At 51.1% G+C, this 13,494-nt stretch carries 10 protein-coding genes; 6 read left to right on the top strand and 4 right to left on the bottom strand.

Translation table 11 applies throughout. The features are described from left to right. Window positions 1-203: 203 nt before the first annotated feature. Complete coding sequence (locus NQZ67_RS10225) at window positions 204-782, top strand: TetR/AcrR family transcriptional regulator (RefSeq protein WP_257445154.1); 579 nt, start codon at window positions 204-206, stop codon at window positions 780-782. 517 nt (window positions 783-1,299) lie between these two features. Here the strand turns inward: NQZ67_RS10225 and NQZ67_RS10220 are convergent. Next, complete coding sequence (locus NQZ67_RS10220; protein WP_257445152.1) at window positions 1,300-2,178, bottom strand: NAD(P)-dependent oxidoreductase; 879 nt, start codon at window positions 2,176-2,178, stop codon at window positions 1,300-1,302. An 89-nt stretch (window positions 2,179-2,267) separates the two neighbouring features. Between NQZ67_RS10220 and NQZ67_RS10215 the strand changes: the two genes are divergently transcribed. Then, window positions 2,268-2,645, top strand: a complete 378-nt coding sequence (locus NQZ67_RS10215; RefSeq protein ID WP_257445150.1) for a MerR family transcriptional regulator — start codon at window positions 2,268-2,270, stop codon at window positions 2,643-2,645. Window positions 2,646-2,668: 23 nt separating this feature from the next. Here the strand turns inward: NQZ67_RS10215 and NQZ67_RS10210 are convergent, their stop codons facing one another. Then, complete coding sequence (locus tag NQZ67_RS10210; protein ID WP_257445149.1) at window positions 2,669-3,427, bottom strand: SDR family oxidoreductase; 759 nt, start codon at window positions 3,425-3,427, stop codon at window positions 2,669-2,671. Window positions 3,428-3,595: 168 nt separating this feature from the next. On the opposite strand from NQZ67_RS10210, the gene NQZ67_RS10205 reads away from it, so the two are divergent. From NQZ67_RS10205 to NQZ67_RS10195, 3 genes are all read left to right on the top strand, one after another. Beyond that, window positions 3,596-4,531, top strand: coding sequence for a helix-turn-helix transcriptional regulator (locus NQZ67_RS10205; protein ID WP_257445147.1), 936 nt, complete (start codon window positions 3,596-3,598; stop codon window positions 4,529-4,531). 107 nt (window positions 4,532-4,638) lie between these two features. Then, the gene (locus NQZ67_RS10200) at window positions 4,639-5,142 is read left to right on the top strand and encodes a DinB family protein (protein WP_257445145.1); all 504 of its coding nucleotides are present in this window, start codon (window positions 4,639-4,641) and stop codon (window positions 5,140-5,142) included. A 58-nt stretch (window positions 5,143-5,200) separates the two neighbouring features. Further along, a complete protein-coding gene (locus tag NQZ67_RS10195; protein ID WP_257445459.1) occupies window positions 5,201-6,088 on the top strand; it encodes an NAD(P)-dependent alcohol dehydrogenase in 888 nt (295 codons plus the stop codon). Window positions 6,089-6,186: 98 nt separating this feature from the next. Here the strand turns inward: NQZ67_RS10195 and NQZ67_RS10190 are convergent, their stop codons facing one another. Next, window positions 6,187-8,445: a sensor histidine kinase gene (locus NQZ67_RS10190; protein WP_257445143.1), complete on the bottom strand. Its 2,259-nt coding sequence runs from the start codon at window positions 8,443-8,445 to the stop codon at window positions 6,187-6,189. Then, on the bottom strand, window positions 8,423-9,115 hold the full coding sequence (locus tag NQZ67_RS10185; protein WP_257445141.1) for a response regulator transcription factor: 693 nt from the start codon (window positions 9,113-9,115) through the stop codon (window positions 8,423-8,425). The genes NQZ67_RS10190 and NQZ67_RS10185 overlap by 23 nt, the downstream gene beginning before the upstream one ends. Window positions 9,116-9,745: 630 nt before the next feature. Between NQZ67_RS10185 and NQZ67_RS10180 the strand changes: the two genes are divergently transcribed. Further along, window positions 9,746-13,453: an S-layer homology domain-containing protein gene (locus tag NQZ67_RS10180; RefSeq protein WP_257445139.1), complete on the top strand. Its 3,708-nt coding sequence runs from the start codon at window positions 9,746-9,748 to the stop codon at window positions 13,451-13,453. The last annotated feature ends 41 nt before the right edge of the window (window positions 13,454-13,494 follow it).

Below are 13,494 nucleotides of genomic sequence, written 5' to 3'. Positions count from 1 at the left end.
ATACGGTTGTCTTGTTTACCTTGTTCACTAGCCACACATATCCACCTCCAATTAAATACTAAACGTTTAGTTTTATAAATCATATTTGAAATAATATACTGTACGTATCGTTTTGTAAATAGGCTATTTATACATCGATTTATTTTGTATACTAAACGTATGGTTTATTTGGAAAAAGCGGATCTTGACGAAGGAGGATTCATGTGCAGGGAAAAAGAGGGCGTCCGCGCAATATAGAAACGCAAAGCTCCATACTTGCTGCTTCTTATGAATTATTGTTGGAGAGCGGCTTTGGAGCGGTTACCGTGGAGAAAATCGCCGATCGTGCTCAAGTAAGCAAAGCCACGATCTATAAATGGTGGCCCAATAAGGCTGCCGTGGTGATGGATGGTTTTCTATCTGCTGCGACTGCAAGATTGCCCGTGCCGGATTCCGGTTCGGTGTTTCAAGATATCCTTGAACATGCCGCGAATATGGCCGGGTTTATGATAAGCCGCGAGGGGTCCATTTTTCTGGAGATTATAGGAGAAGGGCAGGCTGATTCAGCATTGGCCGAGGCATTTCGGACCCGCTATATTCAGCCTCGCCGGCTGGAGGTTCAACATATATTGAATCGGGGGCTTCAACGTGGAGAGCTGGAGGAGAATCTCGATATCGCCTTATGCACAGATCTCATTTACGGTCCGATTTTCTACCGCTTACTGGTTACGGGGGATCCGATCGATAAAAACTATGTAGAGCAATTAGTCACCCAAGTTTTTAAAGGCATACGTTCGATCTGAAAGCGTTTGGAGGCTTCTCAAAACTTCCGATCCTGAAACGGGAAGACCGGCACCGTCCATTGGCCATGATGGTGATGCCTCCTCTAATATTTTCTACATTATATCAGCCGGAGGCATCACAGCTTATCATAGATTGCGATAATAAGTTAACTTTTATTGTTGACTCGACAACAACTCGATCATGCTGCGGTTTCTAATTTCCTGCTCTTCGCTTGAGATTAGGTCATATTTCTTCAGGAGATGAAATAATGCGTTGAGATCATCCTGGCCGGGATTGCTTTGCAAATATAAGCTTATTTGCTCAAAAAGGGATGAAGTGAGGAATTCTTGTTGACTCTGCAATTTATCAAAAACTTCTTGATTCGTATGGTCCACATTACATGTACTCATTAACATTCACCTCGACATTCTGTATAGAACCGATCATTAGGCTCCGAGTTCGTTATACACAAGTTTATGTTTCTGATAGTAGAGATAATTATATACGATAGCTTGAAATACTCAAGTTAGCTGGGCGTTAGTTGATCATCGATTCGAACACGCGCTCGAAGCCGTCATTTCCGTAACCTTTGGCTACCATCTGATCGGCGACGGCTTGTATGGGGAGCAGCCAATCGGCTGGGACGCCCAATTCCCGGCTGCTCTTGACGATGTTATCCAGCCCAAGCTTGTTGATCGTCATGTTGGACACGGCTGTGGTATAATCCCCTTCATCCAGAATGCGGGCGGCTTCCGGACTTGTCAGCGAGGGCACAATCAAGTGCTGAAGCCAGTTAGTCGTATAGGGCAAGAACATCTCCGCGGAAATATTAGCCGTTCGCAGCAGCGCATGAGCGTGAAAATAACTGTACCAAGCTCCGTACAACATCGTAAGCATGGCCAAATCATAGAGCAGCGCCACACCCGTATCTTCGCTCAGATAGGTCGTTCCTCCCCCCATGACTTGCAACACCGGCTGATATTCTTCGAAGAGTTCTTTCTTTCCGCCATAAAGGATAAGCGCTTCAGGACTTCCGATCATGGGGGGAACCGCCATGATCGCCCCATCCAAATAACCGATGCCTTTCTCTTTGGCCCACGTATCCAGTTGGCGCGCTTCATCCGGCGTCCCGGTGGTCAAGTTTATGATGACGCGGCCGGCGAGCTCTGTCTCCAAGGGCATAATCGTGCTTCTTACAGCTTCATATGTCGACAAGCAGACCACAATCATACCGCTTGCCGCAATGGCCTTGGCTGCTGTCTCGGCTCGAACCGCCCCGCTTCGGGCAAGCTGGTCGGCTTTGTCCGCAGATCGATTCCAGACGGTCACGGGATGCCCGGCCGCCAGATAGGCAGCCGCCAGAGAGCGTCCCATATTTCCAAGCCCCAAAACGGTTATCGGTAGTAGATCGTTCATGTTTTCTCCTCCATAAATAACGAATGATTTCTTTCCGTGGCACAAATACATATAATTGGAATAAACGCGTACGAGGAGGCTCCTCAAAAATGAAAATAAGCGAATTGTCCCGTATGACAAATGTCAGCGCGCGCGCCATACGACATTATGAAGAAAAAGGTCTGCTCACGGCAGATAGACTCGACAACGACTATCGGGAGTTCCATGAATCATCCGTCGATCGGGTCCGATCGATACAGCTCTATTTGAAGCTGGGATTCACGACGGATGAAATACGGAGCTTGTTCCAGTGCGAGGTCGCCTCGCCGGACGATTACGAATACTGCGAAGAAATGCAGGAAATCTATGAAGAAAAACTGCGGAAGGTACAGAGTCAGATCGACTCCATGCTGCAATTAAGGCGACTGCTGGAGCGGCAGGTTGCACTGACGGCTGCCAGCAAAAAGCTGCAGCAAATCTCCGTCTAGCTTAAGTTCGGCCCCGCCGTTCATTATTCAACGGAAAGGCCCTGACCCAGACCGCCGTCTACGGACAACTTTGCCCCTGTAGTGAAGGTGGCATCAAAGGCGAGAAACAGTACGGCCTTGGCCACCTCCTCCGGCGAGCCGTGACGCTTCATTGGCGTAGCTTGGTCGCCAAGCTCCTCAAAGGCGATTCGTTCTGATTCCGAGAACCCTGCCACTCCCATCGTCGGCGTTTTGATGAAACCGGGGCTGACCACATTGACGCGTATGCCTCGAGGCAGCAGTTCTGCCGCGAAACCTGAAGCAAACGAACGGAGCGCAGCTTTCGAAGCGCTATAAACGCTCATTCCCGGTGTGCCGCCTTCATCTGCCACGGATGACGTAAATACGATTGATCCGCCTTCCCGAATCAACGGAGCCAGACGCTGAACCGTAAAGAATGCCCCCTTCGTATTTACGCCAAAGGTTTTGTCGTAAGAGTTTTCAGTCACTACCGTGAATGGTTCGAGCATTGCGATGCCTGCATTGATATGGACGAAGTCGATCTCACCGAACCGTTCGGCGGCGTATGCTCCTAATGCGTCAATATCCGCGATAAGCGACGCATCAGATAGAATGACGTGCGCCCGTTCTCCCAGTTCGATTTTCGCTTTTTCCACATTTTTCGGATTGCTTCCTGTCACTATGACTTCCGCGCCTCCCGCCAGCAAGGATTGGGCTACAGCCAATCCCATACCGTGCGTACCGCCGGTTATAACAGCCTTCTTACCTTTATAATTTCTCATGTCCTTGTTCCTCCTTGGTTCAAATGTTTGTTGACGACTTTCTAATGCTAGTGTAAAGGTTCACGCTAATGTGAAGGTCAACAGTTAATTTTTCAGAAAGCATGAAAAACCTTTATGCTGCACAATGCCTTTGGTAAAATAATGAAAAAGCCTGGGAGGTCCCTTTCATTGAAGCTCCAACGATTGCTGGGTATCACCATGCTTCTGCTCAGCCGCAAGAGAGTGGGAGCCCAAGAGCTAGCCGACCGGTTTGAGGTCTCGCTTCGCACGATTTATAGGGATATCGAGGCAGTCAACGCCGCGGGAATCCCCATTGCATCTTATGCGGGGGCGGACGGCGGCTACGAGATAATGGACGAGTTTCGCATCGAAAGACAGATCGTAACCTTCGATGACTTAACCTCAATAGTGACGGCCCTCAAAGGCATGAAGTCGACCCTGCAGGATGGGCAAACGGATCAGCTGCTGACCAAGATCAACGCGTTGATGGCCAAAAACGAGCAGCATCGAATAGAAGAAGCGGGGGAGCAGCTTCTTATAGGCCTAAGCCCGTGGTGTAGGGTGGAGGCGGACAAGGACAAGCTGGCCGAGCTTCGCCTGGCGGCCAAGAACAGGAACGTCGTTTGGCTGACCTATTCCAATTCCGAAGGAGGCACGGGGGAGAGAGTCGTTGAGCCGATAGGGCTCGCCTGGAAAGGAAGCGCATGGTACTTATACGCCTACTGCCGGCTAAGACAGGATTGCCGGACATTCAAGCTGTCCCGCATCCGGGAGCTTCGTAGAGATATGGAAGTATTCCCGCGCCGGAAGGAGCGTCTGGAGGATCTGGATGATAGATGGAAATGGCGACACCCCGAAACCTATATTACAATGGTGCTTCGTTTTCATCCGAGAGTTAGAGTACGTGTCGAAGAGTGCTTCGGCTCGGAGCAAATGACGGAGGCGGAGGACGGAGCGCTGCTGGTCAGGGCGGAGCTTCCGGCAGATAACTGGCTCTATGGAATGCTGCTTAGTTACGGGCCGGATCTGTGCGTTCTGGAGCCGAAGTCTCTCGCCGATGAAATCAGCGGCCAAGCCAGACGGGTTTTTGAATTATATCAGTAATTTGATAGTGCACATTTCTGCTGACAATACGTTGTCAGTGGACCTCCTTCATACTATAGTTGCCGGGCAGTGCCCAGGACTAAAGAAACTACAAGGAGGCTGTCATGATGTACACATCGTTACAAAGCTTTATAGCCGATTACACTTACGAAGCGGAGGGCACGCAGAAGCTGCTGAACCTCTTGACCGACGCATCTCTACATCAGGAGGTGTTGCCCGGTTACCGGACGCTTGGAAGACTGGCCTGGCATATCGTGACTACGATTCCCGATATGCTTCACCGCACAGGGCTGCAGTTCAATGCGCCGAATGTGTATTCCGAGCCGCCTGCTTCGGCCGCCGAAATTGCCGCAGCCTACCGGACAACCGTCCAATCGATGTTGGACGCGATCCGTACCCAATGGACGGACGAATCGTTGCAGCAGGAGGTTAACATGTTTGGCGAGAACTGGAAAAACGGATATACATTAAGCGCTCTCCTGATGCATGAGGTTCATCATCGCGGTCAAATGACCGTCTTGATGCGGCAAGCAGGTCTAACGGTGCCCGGAGTTTATGGTCCTGCCAAAGAGGAATGGGCCGCAATGGGTATGGAAGCTCCCGTTGTTTGACCATCGATAGCAATGGAAAACACCTCCATCACTGTTGGGCAACCCAACAGCGTTGGAGGTGTTTGGTTTTCGATGGAGGCAACATCTGATCCAAGTATTTGCGGCTTCCGTGAACGCGTATGACTGGAGGCATCTGCGTGCTAATCCAGCGTTCATACGCTTGGGAGGGGGGATGTTGAAGCCCAAGCACCCGATTCTTGGAGCGGACGTATCCGGCAGAGTCGAAGCGGTAGGGAGACTCGTGAAGCAATTTCGCCCCGGAGACGAGGTGTTCGGTGAAGTAGGCTTTGGTTGTTTCGCGGAATATGTGTGCGGGGCAGAGCGGAATTTGGCGCTGAAGCCGGCAGGGTCGACCTTCTTGGAAGCGGCGTCTATACCTATGGCGGCGTTAACTGCTTTGCAAGGTCTTTGCGATAAGGGGCACTTGCGAGCGGGGCAGAAGGTGATGATAAAGGGCGCTGCGGGCGGTGTCGGATCCTATGCGGTTCAGATCGCGAAGTTCTACGGCGCCGAAGTTACGGGAATCTGCAGCTCATCAAAGATAGATGCGGTTCGGTCAATGGGTGCCGATCAAGTTGTGGATTACGCGAATGTGGATATTGCCGAACTGCAGGAGCGGTTTGACCTGATCTTTGACACGGCGGCTTTCCGCCCAATCAGGGACCACAAACGCCTATTGAGACCAAACGGAAAATATGTGATCGCGGGCGGGGAGGTGTCGCGAATCTTTCAGGCTATGTTTTTCTCCATGTTCGATAAGCAAATTGATTTTATTGCCGCAAGCGTGAAACAAGAGGATCTCATCCGATTGAAAGAGCTCGTTGAAGCTGGAGGAATCAAACCGTTTATTGATCGCATTTACTCGTTCCAGGATACAGCGGAAGCCATTCGGCATGTGGAAGAAAGCCGAGCGAAGGGAAAAGTGGTCGTGCGGATAAGAGATTAAATGGTAAGAGAGAGTGAACATACCCAGTTCGACGGGCGGATTGCAAAAATGCGTTCCGCCCGCCGTATGGCTGCCACTTTATTGTCCTTAGAGAGGGATTAACCTTTAGTATCCTGTTCCTGAAGCTTTAAAATAACAGAAACCTTAAATAAATCCCCGTCGGTTTCCAGCGCGAGGCGGCCCTCATGAAGGTCGATGATCGACTTCGCGATCGCGAGTCCGAGGCCGGACCCCTCCGTATGCCGCGATGTATCCCCGCGTTTGAAGCGCTCGAACAGCTCCTCGGCATTATCGCCGAGCTCGTATTTCGATACGTTCTTGAACGTAATGATAGCTTCATGTCGATCCGATAGCTGCATCGAGATATAGGCGCGCGTGTGACTAAGCGAATACTTGATCATGTTCCCGATCAGGTTGTCGAAAACTCTCCAAAGCTTTTGTCCATCCACGAGCGCGTAGAGGGGCTCCTCCGGCATGGAAATACGGAATTGAATGTCGGAGCTGTCCATCGTTTCTTTATACTCCGCCAGCGCTTGCTGCATGAGCTGGACGAGGTCTGCTTTCTCCAGAAGCATCCTGGCATTGCCGCTTGCCATGGTCGACACTTCGAACAAATCGTCAATCATCGTCTTAAGCCGCTTCGATTTCTGATTAATGATTTCGATATAGGCGGCCCGTTCTTCCATGGTCGCGTCCTCCGTCTTCAGCAGGCCCGCGTAAGTAATAATGGAAGTGAGAGGAGTCCGCAAATCATGACTGACGTTCGTCACAAGCTCCGTCTTCAGCCTCTCGCTTTTGGCTTGTTCATTCTGAAGCATGGTGACGCCGAGCCTTAACGTGTTTATATTGGAAGCCAGAGATGCAATGACGCCGCTTCCGGATGGGGGAAGCTCATTTGGCATTCGCCCCGCCGCCAGTTCATTCGCAGCCATGGCCACCTTATTCAGATAACCGAATTGCCGGGTCGAGAGAAGAACGACGGCGATTCCGATGATCGCCATTACTGCCGTGAAGAGCAGGAAGAAGGGGTCGTCGTATTCAAAATAAGAAAAGGTTGACCATCCCCCGGCAAGGCCCAATCCGATTAATACAATCGAGTGTGCGAACAGCCGGATTCCCGTGCTTTTATATAGATAAGAGTCCTTCACATAGTTTGCGATTCGTGCGAAGCTAGACTTCATCTGCAAGGCGCCCCGTACAATCAAGGATCGCGCCCATTCTCTCCTAATATCGCTCCAGCTAGACAGCTCGTTCACAAGGTACTGCCATTGAAGAAGGGTTAACGCCATGCCAACCGCCGCCAGGAAAAGCGTGGCCAGCATCTTCCCGCCATAAAGCAACAGAGCGTCGAATAGGCCGGAGTATTGACCCGCCAAGCTTAGCAGCAAGCCGAGTGTCAGCGCCGACGTTCCGGCGAATAGCAATAGTTTAACATCGAGCGGCAGCTTCCGATGATAGGCTGCCCATCGGCTCGTCTCGGCACGAAGGGACAAGACGCTCCTCCATCGAATGAGGCAAAACACAAGCAGGACGACGCTTGCCAAGCCATAGGCGAACAGGCTCCACTGCGCCCGCTTATATCTTTTGGCTGATTCCTGCATAGCGCTGTCCTTCGGAACCGCGATCCAGCCCTGATAAGGAGCGAGGGGAGCGTCCGTTCCATAGAATTCTAACGAGTAGTGCAGCGAATGGCCGATGTCAATCGTATAGCTCGCAGCATAAGCATGACTGCTGCCATATAATTCGTTGCGAGCGGATGAATCATCCGGCACGTTCAAGCTTGTATGTACGATGTTCGTGGAAGGACTTCGGAAGTAATAGTCGAACTGATTGTCCAAGTGATTGTATTCGGATCGATAAGTCTCCCGTTGCCTGTAGTAGAAGTCTATCTCTTGTTCTTTCTCGTCTCGGATAAGGGCCGAGACATAATCGTTATCCTCGAATAGCTTCATCAGTTCTTCTAATTTACCGTCTCTCTCCGCCGCGTAATAATCGGCCACCTTGTCGTTGCCGCTGTCAGAGGCTTCCTGAATGAGAGGATCGTATTCATTGCGGATCAAATAGATCTGGTCCTTTAGAGGAACCTCCTGGTTTCGCATCCAGCGATATTGTTCAATATCGTCTTCCTCCACCGTAATGGAGGCTTTCGCATCCTGCTCCGAGAGAGAATTGAGCACGAATAGATTCAAGTAGGAGGCGTATTGATCCAGTTGTTGCCGGAATTCCTGCGTCTGGTAGTAATCGCGATGAAGGTAATGGTCTCCCTGCTCCATCAACGTTAACGGCCCGTTCAGACCGATGACCAACAAGAGAGCATAGAGGAAAAAAAGAGCGTTACTTCTCCATTTTGTATCCAATTCCCCACACCACTTTCAGATATCTTGGATTTTTTGGATCGATTTCGATCTTTTCGCGGATTTTGCGTATGTGAACGGCAACCGTATTTTCGGCATTGAAGCCCGGCTCTCTCCAGACGCGTTCGTAGATTTCCTGAATCGAGAAGACTCGTCCCGCATTCGTCATCAGCAGCTCCACGATTTTGTACTCAATCGGCGTCAGCTTGACGGATTCCCCGTTCACGGATACTTCCTTGCCCTCCAGATTTAAAGCGAGGCCATGCAGATCGATCGTATTTTTTGCGCCTTCGTAGGATCCGAAGGTGACATATCTCCTCAGCAAGGATTTCACCCGTGCAACAAGCTCCATCGGATTAAACGGCTTGGTTACATAATCGTCCGCTCCCACATGAAGCCCTAGTATTTTGTCGCTGTCCTCGCTTTTGGCGCTTAGCATTAGGATAGGAATGTTTCTATGCTCCCGGATTTTGAAGGTTGCGGCAATGCCGTCGAGCCTGGGCATCATAATATCCAGAATAATGAGATGCACCTCGTTCGATTCGAGAGTCTCCAGCGCTTCCAAGCCGTCTTTTGCTTTCAATACTAATAGGCCCTCATTCTTCAAATAAATTTCAATGGCGTCGCGTATTTCCTTATCGTCGTCGACGACCAGCGCCACTCTATGCTGCATCCCTTTCTCCCCTTTCTTGCGTGCTATCTTTTCTTTTTCTCATTATAATTGGAAAATCTTAATAACCAAGAATCAAATTTATGAAGAACTTCTTAATTTATTGGGCAAAGCTTTCGATACGAATCTCGAAATGAGTTGTAGAAATTTGGCGAATTATATGTTTATATTAAATCACATAAATTAACAGTTTTTCATTGAAAGACAAGAGGGGGCTGTCGGGCTTTGTTCAGACGCAAATGGTTGGTATTGTTGCTCGTTGTGGTTGTCCTCACGACATCGGCAACATGGAATGCCGGAGAAAACAAGGTGTATGCGGCTTTCTCGGGCGAAGGGGGCGGAATTGAAGGAGACCCTTTTATTATTACTAGCATTGATCAACTAAAGGAAGTGAGTAATGCCCTAGGCGCGCACTATCGCTTGGGCGCGGATCTTGATCTTTCCGACCTGCCAGGCGGGAATTGGGTGCCAATCGGAAGTTGGAGTCCGAGTGCGCCATTCACAGGGGTGTTCGACGGAGCCGGACACACGATTTCGAATTTAACGATAAATACGGGCGGGGCCGGTACGAGTAACCTCGGGTTGTTCGGTTTCGCTTCTAATGCTAAATTTCGAAATCTCGGATTGATCAATGTGAATATCGATGCACACAACGGCGACTATATCGGCGGTTTGGTTGGATATATCCAACTCTCTACTATCGTCGAGAATGTATATGTAACCGGAACAGTCACCGGCGATGATCCGGTGGGCGGCTTGATTGGTTATGGGACGAATAGCGCGATTCGGAATTCCTATTCGTCTGTAATGGTAACTGGTTCTACTATCGGAGGATTAATCGGTGAGAGAGACGGAAATTGGACCATTGAAAATAGTTACTATAATCGCGACTTGACGAGTGTTTCGGCAGGCGGACAACCCCTCTCTGAAGAGAATATGACGGAAAGCGCTAGCTTTGCAGGCTGGAATTTCGCCGACGACGGCCCATGGGGAATCATCGAAGGGTTGACTTATCCCATGCATCGTAAAACGTTCGATCGAATTGCTTTGGACGCGTTAGAGGTTACGGTTGGATCCGATTCGGATAACGGAGCTCCAATTATGCTGGATCCGTCCTTCGTCGGGAATCATCTAACGTATTCCGGCACTGTACCGAATGAGGTCGATCAAGTGACCGTATACGCGAATGCCGAGGGCAGCTTAACTTCCATTGATCGTGGAAGCAATTCCGACAAGGAAACGATTGATCTTAACGAAGGAGCGAACATCATCCACATAACGGTGTCGAGCTCCGGCGCGGCGGTTCCAGCTGCATGCGAGGAACCTTGCACGTTAAACGATCCTTATGAGCTAACATACACGCTTCAAATCAACCGGGAGGACGGGAGCAACTATCCCCATAGTATCTCGACCGTCGAACAACTGGCGGCGATCGGCACGGGCGCTGGTGACGGTTATCAATTGAACGATGATTATATTCTTCATAATGATATGGACTTGTCCGAGTATTTGAGTGACAAAGGTGCGATGGGTTGGGTTCCGATCGGGGACGCCGACAATCCTTTCACGGGATCTTTTGACGGCAACGGTCATGTGATTCACAACCTGTTTATTGATCGCGGAGAAGAAGAGAATATCGGCTTTTTCGGTGTAGCGTCGGGCACGATCAAGAATATCGGCATGACGAATGTGGAGATCACCGGAGAGCTTCATACCGGTGCTATCGTCGGAACGCTCCTCGATGGCGGCACCGTTAGTCAAGCCTATTCTACAGGTACGGTGACGGTTACCGGCCAAGGTGCGGGGGGAGTTGTCGGGAAATCGCAAGGAGAATTGATTGAGACGTATTCCACGGCGAACGTCATTGGATCAGGCGGAGCCGATCATATTGGCGGACTCATCGGCGAAGCGGATGGTGGGACCGTGACCGACTCCTATGCAGCCGGGCAAGTAACATCCGATGCAAGTTCCGGAGTTGGCGGGTTGATCGGCTCCAGCACCGGTACGGTCGTAACCAATTCCTTCTGGGATGTCGAGGCGAGCGTTCAACCAGGATCGGCCGGAGGAAGCGGCGCCGCTGGAAAAGGCACAGCGGAGATGAAAGCTAAGTCGACCTATGCCAATGCCGCCTGGAATTTTGCAGGCACCTGGGCCATGATGGAGGGAACGACATACCCGATCTTCGATCACGAGTTCGAAGCCGCTAAGCTTACCAGCTTGAGCGTAACGGCACCGGGAGCCTTATTGACGAGGAGTCCTCCTGTCTTCGACTCCGAGCAAGGCCTATACACGATTACATCGGACCGTTATATCGATTTCGTGGATATCGGCGTCGTCCAGGCCGATTCAGACACCACGGTATCCATTGCAGGAACAGCAGGCGCATCCGAAAAGGTCACCGTTACGCCTGGCGTTAACGAAATCATGATCGAAACGGCGGACGAGAACGGAAACGCTTATGGAAGGTACAAACTCCGTATCCAGATTCCCGCGCCTGAAATCAACGATGTTGAGATTCCCGGCGCCGGATATTACGGAATTGGCGATGCCTTGACCTTCGTCATCAGCTACGAAGGACCTGTCGATGCTCCGGCCGGCACGCCGCGTCTGCCGATCGTGATAGGCGAAGGGGCGGATACGGCAACGGTTTACTCCGCCTATACCGAACAGCCTGCAGGCGAACGGAACAAGCTCGTATTCGCGTACGAAGTGCAAGAAGGATTCCTCGACACGGATGGCATCGAAATCGGAATGGAAATCGACCTGCCGGTTGGCGCAGCCCTTACGGCGTCGGGTGTCGATCTTCCTCTGGACGTTCCGGCGACGGGGACGAACGGCATTATTGTGGATTCGATTAAGCCAACTATAGCTTTGACCCCGACGCCTGCAACGTCGACCATGGGAACGGTGACCGTGACAGCGGCAACCGACGGAACGGGCAGCGATATTGTGACCACCAAATGGGCGAAGGGGTCGCTGACCGTAGACTATTTCGCAAGCGGAGGCACGCTGATGACGGGCGACCGCTTCGATGTAACTTCAAACGGGACGTATACGGTCTATACGGAAGATGAGGCCGGCAACGGAGTGGTCGAGCGAATCAACGTCAACCATATCTTTACGCCGATCATCGTTACGCCGAACGATTCACCTCCTATCGACTTGAATGGCCAGCCGCTTGATCCGACTAGCCTGGACGCGTCGAAGCCAACCGTTACGTTGGAGGTTACTCCTAAGGGAAAAGAAGCATATGTCAGTATCCCGGCAGCAGCATTAACGCGATTGGGAAGTAAAAACGAGAGCTTCGTTATTGAGATCAAAACGCCATACGGGAGTTATCAGGTACCCGTCAATCTGGCATCGCTTATACCGGGATTGACGGAGTTGCTGGCGGAGAACAACCTCAAAGCGGATGAGATCAGCTTCAAAATTACGCTGACTGACCAATCCGACAACAAAGAAATGCTGTCGGCTTTTGCAAGCGGATTGCCGCAAGGCAGCCCAATGGGCGCGATTGTCGACTTCCGCATCGATATCGTGAACGTGAAGACGAAGGAAACGGTCGGAACGGCGGACAAGTTCAGTCAAGCGTTGACTAGAATCATCCCGATGCCGAAGAACGTAACAAGCATGCCATTGCTATGGGGAGCGTTCCGGTACAACGAAGCCGACCGGAAATTCGAATTCGTCCCGGCCAAGAAGGTTCGGATCGACGGTGTTTGGTATATCGCGATCGACTCGTATTCCAACAGCGTTTACGTTGTGGCCGAGAATTCGGTGAGCTTTACCGATGCGCTCAAGCACTGGGGTGCATCGTATATTGAACAAGCAGCGGCGAAAGGGCTTGTTGAAGGGATTGGAGGCGGAAAGTTCGCTCCGGACAAAGCCATCACTAGAGCAGAGTTCGCCGCCATGCTGGTCCGGGCGCTCGGCCGAGGAGCATCGACGGTAAGCGCGGCGCCATTCGACGACGTGAAGTCCGGTGCGTGGTACTACGCCGAAGTATCGGAAGCGAAGCAACTTGGCTTGCTGGAATTCGAGCCTGGCAGCAGCTTCAAGCCTAATCAGCAGCTGACGCGCGAGGAAATGGCCAGCATGCTGGCCGCGGTCATTGCCCTCGAGAAGCTGCCGACAACAACGGAATTGTCGAGTTTGGACGGTTATCATGACATCGGTAGCGTAACCGAGTCTTATTTGGAAGATGTGCGATTGATGGTGAAGCTGGGGATCATGACCGGCACAAGCGAGCATACGTTCAGCCCGAAACATACTACGACGCGCGCGCAGGCGGCAGCCGTTCTCTTAAGAACGCTGCATGCGCTTGGAAGGATAGACGAATAAATCAAAAGACGTCACCACATCCCGTGGTGACGTTTTTTTGT

The sequence above is a fragment of the Paenibacillus soyae genome, from assembly GCF_024623455.1.
In the GTDB taxonomy this organism is placed as follows: Bacteria; Bacillota; Bacilli; order Paenibacillales; family Paenibacillaceae; genus Pristimantibacillus; species Pristimantibacillus soyae.
Note: the sequence above shows the minus strand (reverse complement) of the source record. Positions and strands in the feature narration are given on the sequence as shown.